The 15,936-nt window shown below is 26.1% G+C and carries 18 protein-coding genes and 1 tRNA gene; 7 read left to right on the top strand and 12 right to left on the bottom strand.

The window, feature by feature from the left end; all coding sequences use genetic code 11:
• The first annotated feature begins 32 nt into the window (after positions 1-32).
• Together dnaA and dnaN are read left to right on the top strand one after the other, a co-directional pair.
• Positions 33-1,448: a chromosomal replication initiator protein DnaA gene (gene dnaA, locus ACTTAV_RS00855; protein WP_440669563.1), complete on the top strand. Its 1,416-nt coding sequence runs from the start codon at positions 33-35 to the stop codon at positions 1,446-1,448.
• A complete protein-coding gene (dnaN, locus tag ACTTAV_RS00850) occupies positions 1,438-2,550 on the top strand; it encodes a DNA polymerase III subunit beta (RefSeq protein ID WP_440669561.1) in 1,113 nt (370 codons plus the stop codon). The genes dnaA and dnaN overlap by 11 nt, the downstream gene beginning before the upstream one ends.
• Here the strand turns inward: dnaN and ACTTAV_RS00845 are convergent.
• From ACTTAV_RS00845 to argH, 4 genes are read right to left on the bottom strand one after another with little or no spacing between them, the layout of a single operon-like run.
• Positions 2,547-3,248 (bottom strand): lysophospholipid acyltransferase family protein, encoded by a 702-nt coding sequence (locus ACTTAV_RS00845; RefSeq protein WP_440669559.1) that lies wholly within the window; start codon positions 3,246-3,248, stop codon positions 2,547-2,549. The genes dnaN and ACTTAV_RS00845 overlap by 4 nt on opposite strands.
• Before the next feature lie 12 nt (positions 3,249-3,260).
• Positions 3,261-4,475 (bottom strand): diaminopimelate decarboxylase, encoded by a 1,215-nt coding sequence (gene lysA, locus ACTTAV_RS00840; RefSeq protein WP_440669558.1) that lies wholly within the window; start codon positions 4,473-4,475, stop codon positions 3,261-3,263.
• Positions 4,475-4,606 carry a hypothetical protein gene (locus tag ACTTAV_RS00835; protein ID WP_440669556.1) on the bottom strand — a complete coding sequence of 44 codons (132 nt, stop codon included), beginning with the start codon at positions 4,604-4,606 and terminating at the stop codon, positions 4,475-4,477. The genes lysA and ACTTAV_RS00835 overlap by 1 nt, the downstream gene beginning before the upstream one ends.
• Positions 4,603-5,994, bottom strand: a complete 1,392-nt coding sequence (gene argH / locus ACTTAV_RS00830; protein WP_440669555.1) for an argininosuccinate lyase — start codon at positions 5,992-5,994, stop codon at positions 4,603-4,605. The genes ACTTAV_RS00835 and argH overlap by 4 nt, the downstream gene beginning before the upstream one ends.
• Positions 5,995-6,018: 24 nt before the next feature.
• Here argH and ACTTAV_RS00825 point away from each other — a divergent pair, with 24 nt between their 5' ends.
• The gene (locus ACTTAV_RS00825; protein ID WP_440669554.1) at positions 6,019-6,528 is read left to right on the top strand and encodes a TlpA family protein disulfide reductase; all 510 of its coding nucleotides are present in this window, start codon (positions 6,019-6,021) and stop codon (positions 6,526-6,528) included.
• Here the strand turns inward: ACTTAV_RS00825 and ACTTAV_RS00820 are convergent.
• Positions 6,525-6,728 carry a twin transmembrane helix small protein gene (locus ACTTAV_RS00820; protein WP_440669553.1) on the bottom strand — a complete coding sequence of 68 codons (204 nt, stop codon included), beginning with the start codon at positions 6,726-6,728 and terminating at the stop codon, positions 6,525-6,527. The two genes, ACTTAV_RS00825 and ACTTAV_RS00820, sit on opposite strands and share 4 nt — an antisense overlap.
• Before the next feature lie 49 nt (positions 6,729-6,777).
• On the opposite strand from ACTTAV_RS00820, the gene ACTTAV_RS00815 reads away from it, so the two are divergent.
• Positions 6,778-7,443 (top strand): alpha/beta hydrolase, encoded by a 666-nt coding sequence (locus ACTTAV_RS00815; protein WP_440669552.1) that lies wholly within the window; start codon positions 6,778-6,780, stop codon positions 7,441-7,443.
• Positions 7,444-7,474: 31 nt separating this feature from the next.
• Positions 7,475-8,044: an HNH endonuclease gene (locus ACTTAV_RS00810; protein WP_440669551.1), complete on the top strand. Its 570-nt coding sequence runs from the start codon at positions 7,475-7,477 to the stop codon at positions 8,042-8,044.
• Between the two features lies 1 nt (position 8,045).
• On the opposite strand, the gene ACTTAV_RS00805 is transcribed toward ACTTAV_RS00810, so the two are convergent.
• The 3 genes from ACTTAV_RS00805 to ACTTAV_RS00795 are packed head-to-tail and all read right to left on the bottom strand — an operon-like array spanning position 8,046 to position 9,643.
• Positions 8,046-8,576, bottom strand: a complete 531-nt coding sequence (locus ACTTAV_RS00805; protein WP_440669550.1) for a demethoxyubiquinone hydroxylase family protein — start codon at positions 8,574-8,576, stop codon at positions 8,046-8,048.
• Positions 8,557-9,045 (bottom strand): disulfide bond formation protein B, encoded by a 489-nt coding sequence (locus ACTTAV_RS00800; protein ID WP_440669549.1) that lies wholly within the window; start codon positions 9,043-9,045, stop codon positions 8,557-8,559. Before ACTTAV_RS00800 ends, ACTTAV_RS00805 begins: the two co-directional genes overlap by 20 nt.
• Entirely contained in the window at positions 9,038-9,643 is a 606-nt protein-coding gene (locus ACTTAV_RS00795; RefSeq protein WP_440669547.1) for a YqaA family protein, read from the bottom strand. The genes ACTTAV_RS00800 and ACTTAV_RS00795 overlap by 8 nt, the downstream gene beginning before the upstream one ends.
• Positions 9,644-9,702: 59 nt before the next feature.
• On the opposite strand from ACTTAV_RS00795, the gene ACTTAV_RS00790 reads away from it, so the two are divergent.
• Positions 9,703-9,787 (top strand) — tRNA-Leu (locus ACTTAV_RS00790).
• Positions 9,788-9,791: 4 nt separating this feature from the next.
• On the top strand, positions 9,792-11,492 hold the full coding sequence (locus tag ACTTAV_RS00785; protein WP_440669546.1) for an AMP-dependent synthetase/ligase: 1,701 nt from the start codon (positions 9,792-9,794) through the stop codon (positions 11,490-11,492).
• 345 nt (positions 11,493-11,837) lie between these two features.
• On the opposite strand, the gene ACTTAV_RS00780 is transcribed toward ACTTAV_RS00785, so the two are convergent.
• The 4 genes from ACTTAV_RS00780 to ACTTAV_RS00765 are packed head-to-tail and all read right to left on the bottom strand — an operon-like array spanning position 11,838 to position 15,860.
• Complete coding sequence (locus ACTTAV_RS00780) at positions 11,838-12,698, bottom strand: CarD family transcriptional regulator (protein WP_440669545.1); 861 nt, start codon at positions 12,696-12,698, stop codon at positions 11,838-11,840.
• Positions 12,640-12,966, bottom strand: coding sequence for a ferredoxin FdxA (gene fdxA / locus ACTTAV_RS00775; RefSeq protein ID WP_440669544.1), 327 nt, complete (start codon positions 12,964-12,966; stop codon positions 12,640-12,642). The genes ACTTAV_RS00780 and fdxA overlap by 59 nt, the downstream gene beginning before the upstream one ends.
• Positions 12,966-13,376: a TerB family tellurite resistance protein gene (locus ACTTAV_RS00770; RefSeq protein WP_440669543.1), complete on the bottom strand. Its 411-nt coding sequence runs from the start codon at positions 13,374-13,376 to the stop codon at positions 12,966-12,968. The genes fdxA and ACTTAV_RS00770 overlap by 1 nt, the downstream gene beginning before the upstream one ends.
• A gap of 6 nt (positions 13,377-13,382) precedes the next feature.
• Positions 13,383-15,860, bottom strand: a complete 2,478-nt coding sequence (locus tag ACTTAV_RS00765) for a helicase-related protein (RefSeq protein WP_440669542.1) — start codon at positions 15,858-15,860, stop codon at positions 13,383-13,385.
• Positions 15,861-15,936: the final 76 nt, after the last annotated feature.

Genomic DNA, 15,936 nt, shown 5'->3' with positions numbered 1-15,936 from the left:
TTATAGTTCTAACTGAACTTTCTCCAACATTTATGAATAATTCTAACATAAACAAAAAGTTAAATAGTTCTAACGCTCAGAAGATTGACTGGAAGTTAATTCAGGATCAAATGAAAAATAAATTAGGGTTAGATATTTATGAAAGTTGGTTAAAAAAAATTGATTTTGTTGAAGAGATTAATAATTATGTATTATTGTCAGTACCAACAAGGTTCATTCGCGATTGGATTGTCTCAAGATATTTAGATCAAATATTAAATATTATTAGATTGTTTAGAAAAGATATTATTCGTGTTGAATTTAAAATTATAGAACCAAAAAGATATATTAAAGAAAATGAAGTAAATTCTAAGAATCCAGACAAAAATGAAAATATTTCATTCATCAAGGATTCATATTTGCAATATAACCGTATAGATCCTAATAAAAAGTTTGAAAACTTTATTATAGGAGCAAGTAATAAACTAGCTTACGAAGCATCATTAAAGGTTTCAGAAAATATTTCTCATTATAACCCACTTTATATTTATGGTGGTGTGGGCATGGGAAAAACGCACCTTTTAAATTCAATAGCTTATGAATTGAAAAAAAATAACAAAGTTATGTTTATTTCAGCTGAACGTTTTATGTATCAATTTGTAAAATCAATTAAAACCAACGATATGGTTAAATTTAAAGATTATTTTAGAAATACAGATATATTGCTAATTGACGACATACAGTTCATGAATGGTAAAGAGGCGATGCAAGAAGAGTTTTTTCATACTTTTAATGCACTTCTTGATAAAGAATCACAAATTATCATTTCCGCTGATAGAGCTCCAAATAAATTATCTAGAATTCAGGAAAGAATAAAATCTAGATTTGCAGGTGGCTTAGTTGTTGATATCCAAAAACCTGATTATGATCTTAGAAAAAAAATTATAGAACAAAAACTACAAGAATTTAACAACTTACATTCTGACCAATTTAAAATATCAACAGATATAAAAGATTTTATCAGCAAAGAGATTACAGCTAGTATAAGGGAATTAGTAGGGGCTATTAACCGAATTATATCGTTTTCGAGAATTTATAACAAAATGCCCAACTTAGCTGAGACAAAAGTTGTTTTGAAAGATTTACTAAATCTTAATGAGAATAAAGTTACCATAGATTTAATCCAGACTATCGTTTGTAAATTTTTTAAAATTAGCAAAAATGAAATGTTGTCGTCTAGAAGATCTAGATATTTAGTAAGACCAAGGCAAACAGCTATATATTTGACAAAAATTTTAACTTCAAAATCATTGCCAGAAATTGGAAGAGAGTTTTCAAATAGAGATCATACGACAATAATACACTCAGTGAAAACTATAGAGAAGTTAAAAGAAATAGATCCAGATATGATAGATAATATTAACAAGCTCAAAAATCAAATACTGTATAATAAAGAAAATGAAATTTAATGTAAATCAACAAGATCTTCAACAAGCGTTAAATTACTGTCAAGGAGTAATAGAAAAGAGAAGCACACTTCCAATATTATCAAATATACTTTTAGATGTTAAAAATACAAAATTAACTATTACTGCGACAGATTTAGATTTAATTTTTATTCATCAATTGAATAACATTGAAGTTGAAGAGCAAGGTAAAACCACAACTACATTATCAACTATTTATGATATAGTTAGAAAACTTTCCTCAGGAAAAAAAATAAATTTAAATTTAACTGATACAAATAAACTGCATTTAGAATCTGAAAAATCTATATTTAATTTAAATTGTATAAGTGCATCAGAATATCCTCTAACTGATGAAAATTTTAATGAAAATGAATTTATAATAAATTCTAAAGATTTGTTAAAATTATTAAATAAGTGCAAATTTTCGATATCAAATGATGAAACAAGACATTATTTAAGTGGTATCTACTTACATCAAACAGAAGTTGAAGATAAACACTATCTTACTGCAGTAGCAACAGATAGTCATCGAATGTCTATCTCTAAATTAAGATTAGACAAAAAAAAAGATTTCGAGCCTGTGATTCTACCAAAAAAAACTATTTTTCAGCTATGTTCGTTATTAGAAAACTATGATGGAGATATAAAAGTTTCAAATATAAAATCAAAAATTAAATTTGAATTAAATAATAGTATTTTGATTTCAAAGTTAATTGATGGAAAATTCCCAAATTATATACAAGTCATACCAAAAAATAATCAAAAAAAATTAGACATTAACCTTAAACTTTTTCAAGACTCAGTAGATCGTGTGGCTTCAGTGTCACTTGATAAAAAAGATGGAGTAAAATTTAATCTGACAAAAGATACTTTAAATTTATCAGTGAATAATGCTAATAGTGGAGATGGAAAAGAGACAATTGTTGTAAAATTTGATCATGATTTAGAGATTAGCTTCAATTCTAAATATTTAATTGATGTAGCCTCTCAAATTGATGGAGAGAGAATCGAATTATTTTTAAATGACACAGGTTCACCTGCATTAATCAAAGATCCAGGAGATTATGATAGTATTTTTGTTGTCATGCCAATGAAGGGTTAGTTTAATAAATTCAATTCAGAATAAATATTATCCTCTAAAATATTGAGAAATTCTTCTTTTGAGTAATTAGCTTTGATCGGTTTTAAAATTGAAATAGTTATAGTTTTATTACTTTGTTTAATACCTTTTTTAGGCCAAACGTAACCAGAATTGATAGCTATTGGCTGACATGAAATTTTTAATTCTTGATAAATTCTAGAAGCCCCTTTTTTAAAAGGAGGTCTTTCAATAGGTAAAACTCTAGTTCCTTGAGGAAAAATTATTAGAGGTCGGTTAGAGTTTAAGACTGATTTTGAAATATCTTCGAAGAAATTTAAGTTTTCTTTTGATATTTTGTTTCTTTTAATTGAGATAGATCCAATTTTTTTTAAATACCACCCAAAAACAGGTATTAAAAGTAATTCTTTTTTAAGTATAAAAACTGGAGAATTAAAAATTGTTTGTAGATAAAATGTTTCAAACATTGATTGATGTGATGAGGCAATGAAAAATTTTTCATCATTAATTATATTTTCTTTACCTTTGACAATAATTTTTGTAGACAAAAAAAATTTTAAACAGAAACTTGCCCAATGTCCCATTAATTTTCCACCAATAAGAGTAATCCTTTGAGGTAAAATTAGTGCTGGTAAAAAAATTATTGAAATAAAAATTATTCCAATAAAAAAGAAAAATGAAAATATGACACTTCTAATCATTAATGTAGAAAGTTAAATTATATCTCTATATTTTTGCCTTTTTTTAATAACTCTAATTTTTGATCCATTAATCAATATTTCTAATGGTTTAGGCCTAAGATTATAGTTTGAACTTAATGACATTCCGTATGCACCAACATCACAAATAGCAATTATGTCACTTTCTTCTAATAACTGAAAATTTTTAATAGATGAAAATTTATCTGTGCTTTCACATATTGGCCCAACAAATTCATAAATTTTTTTTGATTTTTTATTCTTTTTAATTGATGGTAATATTTGATGAACTGCTCCATAAAGTGCTGGTCTTATCAAATCATTCATTGCAGCATCAATTATAATAAAATTTTTTTTATCATTTTTTTTTATATAAATAATTTTTGAAACTAAAATTCCAGTATTTCCTACAATAGCTCTTCCTGGTTCAAATATTATTTTCATTTTTTTATTTTTTAGAAATTTTTTAATGGCTGAACTATATTTACTGTAGTTAAGTTTTTTTGATTCTTCATCATATGCTATACCCATTCCACCGCCTAAATCAATAAAATCAAAGTTATAGTTGGTTTTTGTAATTATTTTATCAATAACTTTAAGCATCTTTTCGTAAGGTTTATGGTTTAAGATTTGGCTTCCTATATGTACGCTTAAGCATTTGAGATTTATATTTTTAGAACTCTTACAAAATTTAACTAGTTCATAAAAGAGTTTGCTATTTACACCAAATTTATTTTCTTTTTTACCAGTAGAGATTTGATTTAAAGTTTTTGCATCTGTATTTGGATTTAATCTAATTCCTATTTGGACTTTTTTTCTTTTTAATTTTGCAATTCTTTCAATTTCATATATTTCACTTTTTGATTCAGCATTAATTAATAAAATATTTTTATCTATTGCATAACTTAATTCTTTAGCTGTTTTACCAACACCTGAAAAAACAATTTTTTTTGGATTTATACCAGCTTTTAATGCTAAAATTAATTCCCCTAATGATACCACATCTGCTCCAAGTCCAAATTTTTTTATTTGCTTTATTAAATTTAGGTTGGTATTTGATTTAATTGCAAAACATATTAATGGTGAAAAAGATTTAAAATTTTTTTTAAATTTTAGAATATTTTCTCTTAGTTGTTTGTAGGAGTAACAATATGTTGGTGTTCCATATTTTCTAGCAATGCTTTGAACTGTTACATTTTCAATTTTAAGTTTATTACTTTTAAATTTCATTAAACTTTGTTTATAAAGAAAATTTGTAATTTAGCATTATTTCCAGGTTCTTTATATTCAGGATCCCCTTTTTTTCCACAGGAAAATATTATTAAACAAACAATTAGACTCAAAATAATTTTTTTAATCATTTTAACTTTTTATATTTCATTATCATTTTTTTAATATTATCAAAAGATGTTCCGCCATATGATTTTTTTGAGTCAACAGAATTGTTTAAATCAAACACTTTTAAAACATCTTTTGTGAGTTTTGGCTCAATTTTCTTTAATTCTTCGATAGTTAATTGATCAAGGGTTTTATTTCTTTTTTCAGCCAAATTTACAATAGCAGCAGTTCTTTTGTACGCTGTCCTAAATGACATAGATAGGTTTTTTACAAAATAATCTGCTAAATCAGTTGCTGTAATATATCCTGAACTTGCCAGTTCTAGCATTTTTTTTTTATTTGGTTTAAAATTTTTGAGAACTTCATCAAATATTTTTAAACAATTAATTAAAGTGTCATTTGATTTAAAAATGATTTCTTTATCATCCTGTAAATCTTTAAAATATGATAAGGGCAAACCTTTTAAAATTGTAAGCATAGAAAATAAGTTTCCATAAGTGATTCCTGATTTTCCTCTCAGGTATTCTAAAAGATCTGGATTCTTTTTCTGGGGCATAATAGAAGATCCCGTAACTATTTTATCTGATAAGTTAATTAGTTTGAAAGCATCGGAATTCCAAATTATTAATTCCTCAGAAATTCTAGAAATATGCATAGAACATACAGAAACACTATAAAGAAAATCTAAAACAAAATCTCTATCTGATACCGTATCAATAGAATTATTTGTAGGTTTTTCAAAACCTAACTTTTTTGTTGTATAATTTCTATCTATATTAAAAGAAGTTCCGCTCAAAGCAGCTACACCTAAAGGGTTTTCATTTAAGCTTTTTAAATTATTGTTAAATCTATTTTTATCTCTTTTAAACATTTCAACATAGGCCATTAAATAATGTGCGAATGAAACTGCTTGAGCATTTTTTAAATGAGTAAAACCTGGCATAATAGTATGAATATTTTTTTCAGCTAATTTAAGAATATTTTTGATTATAGTGTCCAATAAGATATCAATTTCTTTAGTGTTTGTTTTAATCCAAATTTTAAAATCTGTAATTATTTGATCATTTCTTGATCTGGCAGTGTGAACAAAGCCAGCTTCTTCACCAATAATTTGAAAAAGCCTCTTTTCAATATTTATATGAATATCTTCATATTTATTATTAAATTCAAATTTATTATTAGATATTTCGCTTTTAATCTTATTAAGACCAAAAACAATTTTATTTTTGATTTTAAAAGATATAATTTTTTGTTTAAATAACATTTCGACATGAGCAATAGATCCAACAATATCCTCTTTGTATAATCTTTTATCAATTTCAATAGAACTACCTACTTTTTGAAAAAGTAATGAAGTATTTTTCTTTATTCTAGTACTCCATATTGCCTGGTTGTTTTTATTTTTTGTCATGATAATTAAGTATACCTATTTAACATGAGATTTTTAATAATATTTATTTTTTTAATAGCCAACTCTTACGCAGAAGAAGTTTATGATATAAAAAATCTTATAATTAACAAAGAGTTGAAAAAATATGAAAATTTGAGCTTTTTAAATGATCAAAATAAGCAAGTTAATTTGGATGATTTAAAAGGAAATTTGATTTTATTGAATTTTTGGGCAACCTGGTGTGCTCCATGTAAAGAAGAGATGCCATCACTAGATAAATTACTAACAGACAAAAATTTAGATAATTTGAAAATATTTCCAATTAATGTTGGAAAGGATGATTTAAAAAAAGCTTCAAAATTTTTTGAAGATTTGGATATTAAGAATTTAAAGATATATTTTGATAATCCAAAAACCTTGGCAAAAACTTTTCAATTAAGAGGTGTGCCTACAACAATATTAATAAACAAAGATGGACTTGAATTTGCTAGGATTATAGGATCAATTGATTTTAACAACCAAAATTTTATCAATTGGTTATCTGATTATAATTAATTTTTAAAAAAGTAAGCAAAGCCAACTAACGCTAATATAGCTATAAATTGTAGCAAAACTCTGAGCTGCATTAATTTATTTGAATATTTTTTACTTGTCTCTCCACCTTTAAATAAAGTGCCAATACCAAGTATGAGAACTATTCCCACTGCAACTAATAGAACAATTGATAATATTTTTACTACAAATCCTGAAATCATAAATGTATTGTAGAATGTTTTAAAATAAAAAAAACATAAATTATCCAGTATGACATTTTGCCTAGATACGACCTTGATTAAACCAGAAAAAGATAAAGACATTAAAAATGCTATTATTTTACTTCATGGTTACGGAGGGGATGGAAAAGACATAAGCATGTTGTCATTAAATTGGAAAAGACACTTGCCAAATACATTATTTATTTGTCCCAATGGACCTGAACCTTGCTCTATAAACCCAAGCGGTTATCAATGGTTTGACTTAACAAAAGATGATCCTAAATATATCTTAGCTCAATCAATAAAAGCAGAGAAAAAATTATATCAATTTATTGGTGAGATTAAAAAAGAATTTAATTTAAAAAATGATAAAATTTGTTTATCAGGTTTTAGTCAGGGTTGTATGATGTCAATAAATTTAGGTTTGATATCTGATGAACCTTTTAATTGTGTTGTAGGTTTTTCAGGAAAAATAATTAATCAAAACGATTTACTATTAAGAAAAAAAACTACAACTAACATTCTGTTGATTCATGGAGATTCAGACCAAGTTGTCTCACCTAACTTTATGTTAGAAGCTAAAGATTTCTTTATTAGAAATAATTTAGAAATTGAGACACATCTTATAAAAAATTGTGATCATCATATTCCTATTGAAGCATCGAGTATCGCACTAAATTATATTTTAAAAAAATTAAATAATCCTAAATCTTGAAATAAATTTTGATTTAAGCTAAACTTAAATTATGAATAGTACTTTTGAACAAAACATGTCATTAGAAAAATGTCCAGCATTGGTTTTAAATGCAGATTATAGACCTTTAAGCTATTATCCTTTGTCATTGTGGTCATGGCAAGACACAGTAAAATCAGTTTTTTTAGATAGAGTAATTATAGTTAGTAATTATAATAGAGTTGTTAGAAGCCCATCATTTAATATGCAATTACCAAGTGTTATTGCGTTAAAGGATTATATCGTCCCACAATCAAAACCAAGTTTTACAAGGTTTAATGTTTTTTTAAGAGATAAATTTTCTTGTCAATATTGTGGAAGTGGTGAGGAATTAACTTTTGACCATTTATTACCAAGATCAAAAGGTGGGGAAACGCATTGGGATAATGTGGTAACAGCTTGTTCTGCTTGTAATGTAAAAAAGGGTGGAAAATTATTAAAGACTTCAGGCATGAAATTAAATCAGTATCCTTACCAGCCATCAACTGAAGACCTTCATCGTAATGGTAAAAATTTTCCTCCAAATTATTTACATAAAAGTTGGATGGATTATTTATATTGGGATGTAGAGTTAGAGTCTTAAATTAAATTTTTTCTGAAATATTAATTGCTATTTTTGAACCAGTTTTAATTATCTTATCCATAATTGAATAAATACCTTTTTTAGTAGCACCTTTTTCATAGGCTATGTCTTTGTGATGTAATTCATCTTGTCTAAATTTGATTATTTTTTTTTTAAGAGCTTTTTCTTCAGATCCTAGTTGGTTAATCTGATTTTGATAATGTTTATCAATAACTTCTTCCACAGATGCAGTACATAACATTGCTGCTTTTTTTCCAAGAAGGGTTGAGCCAAAACCCAAACTAACACCTAATAAATCCCATAAAGGTAAAAATTTTGTTGGTTTTATTTTTCTTCTTTTAATTTCTTTTTCAAAAAAATCACAATGTTCTTTCTCATGAACTTTCATTTCTTCAATTGTTTTCTTTAAACTCTCATTTTTAACCAAGGTATTTAGGGCTAGCAATTGACCTTCATAAATTTTAACAGCACCCCTCTCTCCAGCGTGATCAACTCTTATAAATTCTTCAGTTCTATTTTTTGAATTTTTCATAGTTAATAAATATTTTACTTAATATAAATATTATAAATAAACTAATTATTATATTAATTGTAGTGAGTGAAAACCCAAAAATTCTAAATGTCACATCTTTACAACTTACATTTTTAACTTGCAATTGTTTTAATAATTCCTCTTTAGATATAATTTCAGATGAATTTTTTAATCCACAAACTGCTGATTCTTCAAAAAAACCTTGTTCTATACCAAGATGATAAAATGATATAATAAAAGAAAATAAAAATGTTAAAATTAGCAGTACAATAAAAAAATACTTATTTTTACTAAAAACATAATTAAAAATTATTAAAATTAAAGCTAATCCATATGGAATCCGCTCTATGAGACACAGATTACAAGGCTGATAACCAAGAATATATTCGATGAAATATGCAACAAGAATTGAGATAAAACTAATTAAAAATATTATTTTTAAATAGGTTATTATTTTAAAATTATACATAATGTTTAAATATCAAATAGATTATTATTGCAAATATAACAATTAATATACCTATGGCTGTAAACCATTTAGACCCGTGATTATCCATAAATTTTGTAAAAATATCTCCAAACTTATACGAAAGATAAGACACAATGAAAAAACGTAGTCCTCTTGAAATTAGGCTAATTAAAATAAAAATTAGAATATTAAATCCAATTAAACCGCTCGCTATTGTAAAGACTTTGTATGGTAGAGGGGTAAACCCTGCTAAAAAAAGAATTCCAAGCCAAGCATAAAAACCCTCACTATTGACTAGATTATCTTTAATAATACTTAATTTATTTTCATAACCATAAAAACTCATTATTTGAGCGCCAAGTTCAAAAAAGAATGCTCCAATAAAATAACCTAATATACCACCCAAAACAGAAAATATTGTTGCAATAAAAAAGATTTTTATGAAATCATTTTTTTTTGAGATTACCATTGGTATTACCATTACATCGGGTGGAATAGGAAAAAATGAACTTTCGATAAAAGAAACTAAAGCTAAGTAGTATTTTGAACTTTTATGCGCTGCTAAATACAAACATTTTTTATAGATAGTATTAAACATTTTTTGGTTTTAATATAATTTTAGTTCTTATACTATTTAATAAAATATAGAACAATTAAGGGCGAATGGCGGAACTGGTAGACGCGCACGACTCAAAATCGTGTTTCGCAAGAAGTGAGAGTTCGATTCTCTCTTCGCCCACCAAATTATGGAATTAAATAGAATAAATAGTTTAGTCGAATTTTTTTTTAAAAAATATGAAGAATTAAGTTCTGTTTCTGATAGGCCATTTCTAAAATCATTAAAAAATAATCAAAAAAATTTTTTAACTTGGGAGCAAGTTAAAGAAAATATTTTAATTTTATCTGATTACTTAAGTAAAAATTTGTCTTCAGGAGATAGATGTGTTTTGTTATCTGAAAATAGACCTGAATGGTTGATAGGGGATCTGGCTATTATGAATTCAGGAGGTGTAACAGTACCTTTGTTTACAACATATTCAGAAAAAGATTATGAATACATAATTAATAATTGCAAACCAAAGATATGTATTGTTTCAAACAATATTCAATTTAAAAAAATTGAAAAATTTGTTTCAAGTGAAGTTAAAGTTATATCATTTGAAAAATTGAATAATAAAATTGAAAATATCCAAAATATTTTAGAAAATTATAATCAAAATCAATCAATTAATTTATCTAAGGATTACAACAAAGATATTAGAAGAAAAGATCTTGCATGTATTATTTATACATCTGGAACAACTGGTAATCCTAAAGGTGTTATGTTAAGCCATGGTGGTATTTTATCAAATTGTGAAGGTGCACAAGAAATTTTATTTTCACTTGTTAAAAAAGATGATCCAGTTTTTTTAACTTGGCTACCGTTGTCTCATTCATATGAACATACAGTTCAATATGTACAAATCTCTCTTGGTGCAAAAATTTTTTATGCAGAAAGTTTAGAAAAACTGTTACCCAATATGATTATAGCTAAGCCTACTATTATGACAGCTGTTCCAAGATTTTATCAAAATTTATATAGTAAAATTTCTCTAAATTTTTCAAAACAAAAAGGATTTAAAAAAAAATTGATAGAAAATACTATTTTTCTTGGAACAAAAAATTTGAATAAAAAGAGACTTAATTTGAATGAAAAAATTATTGATTTTTTTTGTGAAATATTGGTCAGAAGAAAGATTAAAAATCAATTTGGAGGTAAATTAAAAGCTTTTGTTTCTGGCGGAGGCGCATTGGATCAAAAAATTGGTGAATTCTTAAATTCCATAGGTTTACCAACTTTACAAGGTTATGGATTAACAGAAACTTCCCCAGTAGTAAGCTGCAATATCCCTGGAAAAATAAAAATTGAGACTGTTGGTCCACCATTTAAAACTAACCAAGTAAAAATTGCTAACGATGGAGAAATTTTAGTCAAGGGAGAGAATGTTATGCTTGGTTATTGGAATATGAAAAAAGAAACAGATGAAGTTTTAAAAAATGGTTGGCTTCATACAGGCGATATAGGTGAATTTACCAAAGAAGGAAATTTAAAAATAACAGATAGGAAAAAAGAAATAATTGTAAATTTAGGAGGTGATAACATTTCACCATCTAAAGTTGAGAATTTATTATGCTTAAACGAAAAAATTAAGCAAAGTTTTGTATACGGTGACAAAAAAACTTATCTAGTTGCTTTAATCGTAAGTGAAAGTGAAGAAAATAGAAAAGAAATTGAATTTTATTTAGAAAATTTAAATAAAAATTTATCTTTAGTTGAAAAAGTTAAAAAATTTAAATTAATTAAAGAAGAATTTACAATTGAAAATGGAATGTTAACGCCAACATTAAAGTTAAAAAGAAAAAAAATTTTAGAAAGATACAAAGAAGATTTAGAAAAACTTTATTAATTAAATAAAAATATTTGATTATAAAGCGCATAAACATTAACTTTTTTAACTATTAAAATAAAAAAAAATTATTTTTATATAAAAAAAAAATTTGAAAATTTTAACTTTAATTAAAGAATTGACATAACGTGTATAAAAAAATAAAAATAAGTAACAGCGAATCAATTTGATTCGTTTAACTTAAAGGGAGCTAAAGATGGCTAAAAGAAGAAAAAAAGCAAAGAAGGCTAAGAAAAAAGCTAAGAAAAAAGCTAAAAAAAGAAGAAGAAGATAGTAACTTAGTATTCTTTAATAAAAACGCTTCTCATAACGATTTACGTGTGGGAGGCGTTTTTTTTTATATCTTTAAAGTTCATTTTCAGACATGTTTTCTTCCTCTGGCAACTCTCCGGGAGTTTGTTTCTCAGGAGTAATTGCTGCTTGAGGTTGAGAAGCCAAGTTTCTTTTTAAAGCTTTATCTAATTTTTTTTGTGTATCTTCGAGTGACAAATTTAAAATAATTTGAAATTCTGTTAAAATTCTCTCATATGCCTTTTCAAAAAGTTGTCTTTCACTATATGATTGATCAACCATTAAATCATCTCCTTTATTAAGATCTCTTACAACTTCAGCAAGCTCATATATCTTTCCAGATGAAATTTTTGTCTCATATTCTTGTGCTCTTCTACTCCACATAGATCTTTTTATTTTAGGTTTACTTTTAAGTATTGAAATACACTTGTTCACCTGGTTTATAGATGCAAGAGCTCTAAGATGTGATTGTTTATTTACAGGAACCATTCCATTTGCTTTATCTTTTTCAAATTTTATTACATAGGCCTCTACATCAATTCCACCAATATTAATTTTTTTAAATTCAGTTATTTGTCCAACACCATGTTTTGGATAAACCACGTAATCTTTGATTTTATATTCTCGTTTTTCAGTTTCTTGTTTTTTTACTTTTTTAATTTCTGGTTTTGTTTCTGTATTTTTAGAAATTCTTAGATTTTCAGATTTTATTTCTGCTGGTTTTTCAATAGTAGTGTTATTTTTTTTTTTTGAATTTTTTTTTATCTTAATATTTTTGATGATCTTCGATGTTTTTTTAGTTTTTGTAACTTTTTTTGAGGTTACTTTTTTTTTAATTTTTGTTGATTTTTTTTTCTTAAATGTTTTCTTTAAAATATTTTTTAAACTTATCTTGCTCATCTTTATATTTTTCATGATCCGAAGGTGGATCTTTTTTTTCTGTTATATTAGGCCAGAGCTCAGAATATTGTTTATTGATATCTAACCATTTTTCGCTCCCAGGTTCCGTATCTGCTTTAATGGCATCCACAGGACATTCTGGTTCACAAACGCCACAATCTATACACTCATCCGGTTTAATTACAAGCATATTTTTTCCTTCATAAAAGCAATCGACAGGACATACTTCAACACAATCCATTAGTTTACACTTAATACAATTTTCATTAACTATGTAGGTCATTATTGATTTTCTTTTTTAATTTTCTCTTTGATATCGCCCATAATTTTGTTGTCAATATACAATAATCCAGCAAGTCTTCTCATTAAACTTGTTTCGTATATATCGGCATCTTTATTAGAATAAATTATCTTCCATAAGGTTTCTATAATTTCTACTTTCTTTTTTTCCTCCATATTTTTTACTTCTTTAGTGAAATCTAATATTTGATTGGCATTTTCTTCTAATTTTTTTCCTTGTCGGAAAATATCTTCTATATCTTGATTTTTAGCACCTAATTTTAAAAGAGCTTGATTAATTATATTTTTTTCTTCATTTTCAAAATTTTCATCTATCTTTGCAGCATGTATCAATAATGCCGCAACCTTGGCTAAATCTTTATTATCATTTTTATCTTTTTTTTTAAATAACATAAGATTTTAACCTAAATTCAAATTTTTTAAGATACCAAAAGGACTTTCTTTTATAGTCTTATTGTTAGATTTTTTTATATTCTTTCTTGGAATATATCTAAAAAAAATATCCTTTTCTTTTTCAATAATTTTATAATTCATATTTTTAAGAAGTTTTTTAAAATTATCTTTATTACATCCCAATAAATTCAACATTTCAGGAACTAACTTTATTTCTTTTTGTTTTTCTGGATTTGAATTAATGATTTGAACAAATAATCTTTCTAAAATATCTATCCTTACATAAATCGTATCAAATTTTTCAAAACCACAAAGTAGCATAAAGTTTCTATTTTTAATTTTGTTATTATCTAAAAAATTAAGACCAAAAGTAGGTGGCTGTAAATTAAAGTATTTTTGATAATAATTTTTCCAAAGTAAAGTTCTTAGAGACACTGCTTCAGGTTTAATTAGCTTGAACAAAAAAACATGATATCTTCCAAACTTAACCCCAAGATCTCTTAAAATTTTTCTTTCATTTTGACCAAGATTTTTTAGATAGTCAGAAACTTTGTTCCTCTCAAGAACACCATTGTTTTCATAAAGCTGGTAAGCAAGCGCTTTAATAGATGAATTTTTTTCTTTTAAATCTTTTAAATCAATTAAACTTTTAAGGGTAGTATCTATTTTATTTTTTAACCATTTTTCTAAATAATTGATTAATTTCTGCGTTTGATTGTGTTCTAGAATATCATCTACTATAAGTTCGAAATTTGGAGTTAAATAATCTCTACCAGATGATAATTTTGCTATTGGTGATTTTTGCCAGTAAATTTTAAAGTCATCTTTAAGTTCGATTAAACCTGTTTCAATTATATTTTCAATTCTTTTTAAAAGCTCAGGACCGACACTTTGTCTTGCGGCTTTTTTAAGAGATTTGATATCAGTTTCTAATGCTCCTTTTTTTAGGTCAAGCTCTAATTTAAGTCCATTAATTTTTCCAATAAATTGATTGTCAATCATTACTTCATTATTTTCTAATATTTTAGTCTCAAATTCCATGTCTTGTTTTAGACCTCTAGCAAGGACACTTGCTCTTTTATCAATAAAAGTTTTTGTAAGTTCTTCATGCAATCTATCTGAAAGTTTATCTTCTAATAATTTTGTTTTTTCTATCCAGTAATTTTGATTTTCTACCCAATTATTTTTATTAGAAACATATGACCAAGTCCTCACATTTGCAATTCTATTTGACAAAGAATCTACATTTCCGTCTAATTTGTCCAATTTCATTAACTGTAAGCGCATAAAATCTTCAGGTATCCTGCTTTTTACACTATTCAAGTATTTAAAAACACTTTCAATGACCTGATAGTGATTTCCATATGTTTTTTTAACGAAATCAGGTATTTGACAACATTCCCAGAGTAAACTTAATTTCTCTTTTTCAAATTTAATATTTTCTAGATTTTTTTCTCTTAAAAAAAATTTTAGAGCTTTTTCGTCCTCACATTCATATATTTTTCTCAACCAACTGTTCTTTGGTTTTTTTTCTAGTGATCTAAGAAGTGCCCCTGGACTATCAAAATTTAAATCTGAGTTTCTCCAAAATAGAGATTGAATTTCTTCAAATTTATGACTCTCAATTAAATTAACTTCTTCAGCATTTATTTCTTTACACTCTCCAGTTATTCCAAAATTACCATCATTTAAATATCGACCTGCTCTTCCAGCTATTTGTCCAATTTCAGACAAGTTAAGTTTCCTTAATTTTCGACCATCAAATTTTTTTAAGTTTGAGAAATAAACATTATTAATATCCATATTTATTCCCATTCCGATAGCATCTGTGGCGACTAGAAAATCAACATCACCAGATTGATATAATTCTACTTGTGCATTCCTTGTTTTTGGGCTTAAAGATCCCATCACTATTGCAGCGCCACCTTTTTGTCTTCTTATAAGTTCTGCAATAGCGTAAACTTCTTCAGCAGAGAAAGCAATAATTGCTGTTTTTCTATCTATTCTTGATATCTTTTTATGACCCGAGTATGTAAGTTTTGATAATCGATTTCTGTTTATAAATTCTACATCATCACCTAAATTTGAAATGATATTTCTAATTGTATTTGACCCCATAAACATGGTTAATTTATTTCCTCTTATATTTAATAACCGGTCAGTAAAAATATGGCCACGCTCATGATCTGAACACATTTGTATTTCGTCAACTCCTACAAAATCTATTTGTTTATCAATTGGCATAGACTCAACTGTGCAAAGAAAATATTTTGCATTGGGGGGGATAATTTTTTCTTCTCCAGTAATTAGTGCAACTTTATCTATCCCAGTTTGTTTAATAACTTTGTCGTATACTTCTCGAGCTAATAATCTTAAAGGAAATCCAATCATTCCACTGTCAAAAGACAACATGGTTTCAATAGCCAGATGAGTTTTTCCTGTATTCGTTGGTCCAAGAACAGCGGTAATTTTATTTTTAGTCATTTCTATCTTTGGTATACCAAAATTTTTATCTACCAGATGTTGTTAGTGTCAAAGAACAAAAATGGACTAAAACATG

This window comes from Candidatus Pelagibacter sp. HIMB1483, assembly GCF_052048135.1.
Classification (GTDB): domain Bacteria; phylum Pseudomonadota; class Alphaproteobacteria; order Pelagibacterales; family Pelagibacteraceae; genus Pelagibacter.
Note: the sequence above shows the minus strand (reverse complement) of the source record. Positions and strands in the feature narration are given on the sequence as shown.